A 6,109-nucleotide genomic window follows, 5' to 3' on the forward strand; every position below is an offset into this window, starting at 1 on the left:
TTACATGATATATTTATAATGTAATATAAATATAAGGGGGATTAAATATGAAAAGAGGAATTTTATCAAGTGCAATTGCCGTTGCGATTATGTTATTGGGGTCAGCACAATCGTTACACACCGTTAATGCTACTACTCAGACTACCGGAGAAATCAGTAATACTAAGGGTGTTGTCACTACTAACGGGATAGCAACCATTTATGCACTCAGAAATGGCAACTTGGTCAAAATTACCAACAGAGCTTTAACACCCAATTCTGACTGGTTGTTCAATAAAACTACCACAGGCGTTGATGGTCTAACTTATTATCGTGTTGCGACAAACGAATGGGTACCATCAAACTTTATTAAATCTAATTCATCTGCTGCTGGAAGTACTTCTAATAATAATGCACCCAGAACAATGAAAACCATCTATATTGGCACTTGGAATGCTGCAACTGTCAATTCTACTGGATCACGCACAGGAAATATCTTACCAGCACATTCCGCATGGAAAGCATTTTCCGATATCGTAACAATCAATGGTCAAACTTACTATCAAATTAGTTCAAATGAATTTGTTTCAACATTTGATACAGCTTCATCTGCAACTGTTGGACAAAATATTGACTCAAATACTACCGGAACAATTGTCGGCAATTCCAGTACCAGCGTCTACCACCTACCTGGTCAAAGATCATACAAAATAAATACTGAAAACCTTGTTTACTTTAAGACTGAACAAGATGCTATAAATGCTAGTTATACAAGATCTAAGGTTTAGGACTAAATTTAGCTTCTAAAAGCATTCTCTGATGAGAATGCTTTTTTTATACAAATATATAAAATTAATGAATTTTACGTATATTAAATCAGAATTTTATTTAAATTTAGTTGATGATATATTATTTATATACTTAATTCTTAGGAGAATATTAAATGAAAAAAGGAATTATCTCGAGTTTAATTGCTACAACTATAATGTTATTTGGTTCATTTCAGTCATTAATAACCGTAAGTGCCAACACACAAGCTAGTGGAGAAATCACTAACACTAAAGGCGTGGTTACAACCAATAAATTAGCTAATATTTATGCATTAAAAGACAACAAGCTAGTTCAAGTAACAAATCGTGCTTTAACTCCTGATTCGGATTGGTTATTTAATAAAACCATGTCAGGAGATGATGGCTTAACATACTATCATGTTGCAACAAATGAATGGTTGCCTTCTGATTCAGTCAAATCGAATGTGAACAATAATCACCCATCTGCTCCACGTGAAAAAACTTCTGTAACCATTGGAAGATGGTCATCCGCGACCGTTAACTCTAATGGCGATAGAACCGGTAATATCTTACCTACTAATTCTTCATGGCAAGCATTCTCTGATGTTACATATATCAACGGTCAAAAGTTTTACCAAATCGGTTCAAATGAATATGTTTCAGACTACGACCTAACTACATCACAACCAGCATATATCGCTCCAACATATACAACAGATACACCTATTAATACTGGCACTTATGTAGGTACCGTCGTTGGAAACAAGGCTTCACATATTTATCATTTACCTACACAACATAGATACAGAATTGGACATAAAAATATCATTTATTTCAGTTCTGAGCAAGAAGCAATCAACAAAGGCTATCATAAATCAAAAGCATAAAATTTCAAAACGCCTCTGGCGTTTTTTTTATTACTTCATATATAATAGAAACATTGGTCTATTTTTGGAGGAATTATTTTGAACGAATTATTTGAAAAAGAATCCATCCCTAAAGCGTATTTCACACTAGCGTTACCGGTTGTTCTTGGTATGGTCGCAAGTATGATCTATAACTTAGCGGATACTTTCTTCATAGCACAAACGCAGAACACTGACTTAGTAGCTGGTGTTGCGCTCTGCACACCATTATTCTCATTTCTACTGGCATTGGGTGATATCTTCGGTCTCGGTGGTAGTTCATTAATATCACGGCTGCTTGGTCAAACTGAACATGAAAAAAGTCGTCGTGTCAGTAGTTTTTGCTTCTATTGGGGGATCATCCTTGGCGTAATAACCGCAATATTACTAATTGCATTCGAAAATCCAATTCTGCATATGCTAGGTGCCAACAATTCTACCTATCATTTTGCAGCTAGTTTTTATCATATCATGGCCCTAGGAGCACCAGTAATCATCGTCTCTCTAGTTCCTAGTAACTTGATTCGTACGGAAGGATTCGCCAAGCAATCTATGATTGGTACTATCATTGGAACAATCGTAACTATTATTTTGGACCCTATCCTTATTTTTCCAATGAATATGGGTGCTGCCGGTGCTGCTTTGGCAACTGTCATAGGTTATGGTGTCACGGACATTATGTTGATCTGGGCAACTTTGAAGTACTGCAACGTTATTAGCGTTGATATTCATAAAATGTCTATCAACAAAAAACTAATAACTCAAGTTATTATTATCGGTATTCCAGCTTCTATAACTAATTTAATGCAAGCGTTTGGAACAGCTGTCATCAACCGTTACTTAGAGAGCTATGGAGCTGTTCAAATTGCGGCCATGGGGATTGTTCTCAAAGTTTACATGATTATTATGTTGATCATGGTTGGATTTGCCTTTGGCGCTCAACCATTAATCGGATACAATTTTGGAGCGAAGAACTTTGATCGATTTAAAAAAATCATCCGTTTCGATCTGTTAGTCGAGATGGTCTATGCACTAGTTCTCGCAGTTATCTTGATGATCTTTGCACCACAAATCGTTGGGTTATTCTTGAAGAATACTGCGGTCATCACTGCCGGTACCCACATCCTACGTGCCTTCCTCTGTACGACACCTTTCGTCGGTGCGATACTCGTATTCACAACCGTCTTTCAATCAACTGGTAAAGCCCTAGATGCCTTTATCATGTCAATTGCACGTCAAGGTATTATCTTCTATCTTGTAATCGTACTTGCATCCAGAATCTTCGGATATTACGGTGTCGTTTGGTCACAACCACTTGCTGATTTAATTACTTTTTTAATTGGATTATTTTTATACAAAGAAACCTTCAAACTGACAAGATAGTCAGCCTGAAGGCTTTTTTTATTCTATGTAATTCAATAATGTTTGATTAAACTTATCGGGCTGTTCGGCCATAATCACATGACCGGATTGATCGATTGCCACATGACTTAAATTACTATTTTTCTCCATCAATAATTCAGCAAACTCACCATCAAAGTACGGACTCTGATTAGCCGTTACCAATAACATTGGTACCTGAAAATTAATAACCGACTCACGCCAGTCTTTTCGAGCGTGATCATACAATAATTCTAAGTTATCGTCCTTAACGAATGGAAATTGTTTTTTGACAACATTCAACTTCCAAAAGACATTATCATCAATTGATGCCATCCAACTAAAAATCTAACACATTATTAATTAAACTATTTTTGATTATAACAATACTGTCTATCCTAAACCTACACACTAAACGAATTCAAAATTTTGATAAAAATTTTGAATCGGAATAATATCATATTTGAGGTAAACATACCTCAGAAATATTTAAAGATAAGAAGATGCTTTATAATGAAAAATAATTTGAGTGTAAAATATGTTCTAAACAAATATGAAATAGCAACAATTGTATCATTTGTTTTATTAGGACTTATGTTAACAACTGTACATGTTATATGGATTGCTGGTTTATTCGGCATTCATTTGGACAACTCTCTTGAAAGCAAACTAGTTAGTGGAATTTTGAATGGTGGTAGTGCGGCGGGAGTATTTGCTGCAATGTTAGGTATTACATTACCAGCGTGGGCTGCAGCTGCAGCAACTGCGATGGGTGCTACAGCAGCTTAAATTAAAAATAAATTGGGGAGATCAATACTTGATCTCCCCATTCTGAAATTATCATGAAAAAAATATTATTATTAATAAATTTATTTAGCATATCTTTCTTACTCAGCTACTTATATGAAAAAATGTACGTTGTCGTTACCAATACACAACTATCCCACCCTATAAAGGTGAACTCATTTAATGTGTTTTTGCATATTATTGTAACAAATACAATTTCATTAGGATTGCTTTACACAACGACATACTTTGGAATCATAATACCTATTGCATTCTTTATTGCAAACGGAATAAAAATAGGAATAATATTTTCACATCTTACAATCGTTGAAGGAGCTGTACTTATTTTACCTCATGGAGTAATTGAATTTTTTGCATACTTTTTATTAGTAAAATATGTATTTGATGCCAGAGATAAAAAATATCATATAATTGTCTTCTTATGCCATTCCTTATTCTGATAACAGCCGGCATCATCGAGTCCTTTGTGACTCCATATTTTACCAATCAAATGATAAGAGGTTATTAATATGTTCAAGTCAAAGTTAAATAGATTAATAGTTTTTATAGCTTTTTTGATAACTGGTATTTTATTCATTGTTTTAGGCACTAAAACTCCAACAATGGCATCATTCTATATATCTTTACTGTTAGGGTATATATTGCTTTTTAACAAGGGAGGACACAAAAATGAGTAATTTAATACCGATAATTCAGGCAGAGAAAATCAATAAAAGTTTTAAAACATTTCAATTAAAAAACATCAATTTAAAAATATACCAGAATGACATTATGGGGGTAATTGGTGAAAACGGGGCTGGAAAAACAACCCTGCTAAAAATCATTTCGGGATTGTCAGCACAGACCAGTGGAAATATAACAACGAATAATCCACGAATATATTTTGGATTCGATAGTATACCTTATCCTAAAAAATTAACCATATTAGAATTAGCAAAGGTGTTAGATAAACTTCAATGGAATTGGAATAATGAAAAGTTCAACAAATATATAAATGATTTTGATCTTCCCAAAAAGGTTATTATCAAAAACTTTTCAAAGGGCATGAAAATGGAATTAAATGTTGCTGTGGGTTTATCCAGTGTATCCGACATATTAATCTTCGATGAAGTTACAAGTGGTTTAGATCCTATCATGCGTAAAAATGTATTAGCTAAGATAAAGCACTATGCTTTAGAACAAAATGTACCTCTAATCATTTCAACACACAATCTAAATGATATTTCTGATATATGTAACAGATTTATTATTCTAAAAAACGGTGAAAAAATATTAGATAAGAATACCAACGATATAGACATGAATAATCTACAAAAAATATTTGAAGACAATGTAAATCAGATCAACCGAGGTGCCAGAAATGAAAGGACTTATTTTAAAGGATAACTTTCAATTATTAAAATCATTTATTAAGCGTAAATATTTACTAGGTATGTTAATCCTATTATCTATAAGTATGATTGTCTTAAAACAAGATAGTTGGATTATATCCATATTCATTTCCTTTATTTTAATTAATAATTTACAAATACTTTTCACTTCCGATATTAATGATAAATGGTTATTATTTATGAAAGTTATTAAAAAGAGAAACATCACATTAGTCATTTCCCGATTCCTAACTTCGATGATTGTCATATTAGAATCAACAATAATAAATTATATATACATACAAACTACATCAATCATATTCAAAACATTTGATTTGCGCACAGTATTAATAATTACCTCCATTTCAACAATAATTGAGTTTCTCTATTGTTCAATACTCATTCCCTTCCTTTACGCATTTTCTCAAAATGGAATAACCATGGTAATGATATCAATTGTTTCTATCCTTTTTATAATATCTAAATTTGTAAATGTAAAAAATAAGCTATCATCATTTATCGTCCATACATCTCATGGTAATTTGATACTATTGATAATAATTACCATATTAATTTCATTATTAATATCAGTAATAATATCAAATCTAATTTTGAATATAAAAATGAGAAGGGGGATTTGACATGATAAAAATGGTAAAACGTTCTATAATATGGCCAATACTATGGATCTTTTTAATATTAGATTGCAGCGTTAAGGCAACCTTATTATTACAATATGATAATGGTCTTTTTTCTGATAACCTACGAAAGTATAAACTGTTATTAATACTTGGTACCGTACTAGTAAACATTTTTACAGTCTTCATTTCAGCACTTGGTAGCTACCTAGTAATAATATTTATGAATAATTCAAAAA

General features: G+C 32.5%; 8 protein-coding genes. 7 read left to right on the forward strand and 1 reads right to left on the reverse strand.

The annotated features are described in order from the left end of the window. The first annotated feature begins 47 nt into the window (after positions 1–47). The 3 genes from JCM14932_RS13710 (at position 48) to JCM14932_RS13720 (ending at position 3,058) form a co-directional block, all read left to right on the forward strand. Positions 48–767 (forward strand): SLAP domain-containing protein, encoded by a 720-nt coding sequence (locus JCM14932_RS13710; protein ID WP_025025360.1) that lies wholly within the window; start codon positions 48–50, stop codon positions 765–767. Positions 768–922: 155 nt separating this feature from the next. Next, on the forward strand, positions 923–1,657 hold the full coding sequence (locus JCM14932_RS13715) for an SLAP domain-containing protein (protein ID WP_025025361.1): 735 nt from the start codon (positions 923–925) through the stop codon (positions 1,655–1,657). A gap of 78 nt (positions 1,658–1,735) precedes the next feature. Then, a complete protein-coding gene (locus tag JCM14932_RS13720; RefSeq protein ID WP_025025362.1) occupies positions 1,736–3,058 on the forward strand; it encodes an MATE family efflux transporter in 1,323 nt (440 codons plus the stop codon). A gap of 18 nt (positions 3,059–3,076) precedes the next feature. Here the strand turns inward: JCM14932_RS13720 and JCM14932_RS13725 are convergent, their stop codons facing one another. Then, entirely contained in the window at positions 3,077–3,391 is a 315-nt protein-coding gene (locus JCM14932_RS13725; RefSeq protein ID WP_025025363.1) for an alpha/beta fold hydrolase, read from the reverse strand. A 177-nt stretch (positions 3,392–3,568) separates the two neighbouring features. On the opposite strand from JCM14932_RS13725, the gene JCM14932_RS13730 reads away from it, so the two are divergent. The 4 genes from JCM14932_RS13730 to JCM14932_RS17330 form a co-directional block, all read left to right on the forward strand. Beyond that, the gene (locus JCM14932_RS13730; protein WP_025025364.1) at positions 3,569–3,844 is read left to right on the forward strand and encodes a class IIc cyclic bacteriocin; all 276 of its coding nucleotides are present in this window, start codon (positions 3,569–3,571) and stop codon (positions 3,842–3,844) included. Positions 3,845–4,531: 687 nt separating this feature from the next. Beyond that, on the forward strand, positions 4,532–5,248 hold the full coding sequence (locus JCM14932_RS15745; RefSeq protein WP_025025366.1) for an ATP-binding cassette domain-containing protein: 717 nt from the start codon (positions 4,532–4,534) through the stop codon (positions 5,246–5,248). Further along, positions 5,223–5,873, forward strand: coding sequence for an ABC-2 transporter permease (locus JCM14932_RS17705; RefSeq protein WP_025025367.1), 651 nt, complete (start codon positions 5,223–5,225; stop codon positions 5,871–5,873). The genes JCM14932_RS15745 and JCM14932_RS17705 overlap by 26 nt, the downstream gene beginning before the upstream one ends. A gap of 1 nt (position 5,874) precedes the next feature. Continuing rightward, on the forward strand, positions 5,875–6,109 hold a 235-nt coding region (locus JCM14932_RS17330), incomplete at its 3' end, for a hypothetical protein (RefSeq protein WP_034543562.1).

Source organism: Companilactobacillus nodensis DSM 19682 = JCM 14932 = NBRC 107160 (genome assembly GCF_000615905.1).
In the GTDB taxonomy this organism is placed as follows: Bacteria; Bacillota; Bacilli; order Lactobacillales; family Lactobacillaceae; genus Companilactobacillus; species Companilactobacillus nodensis.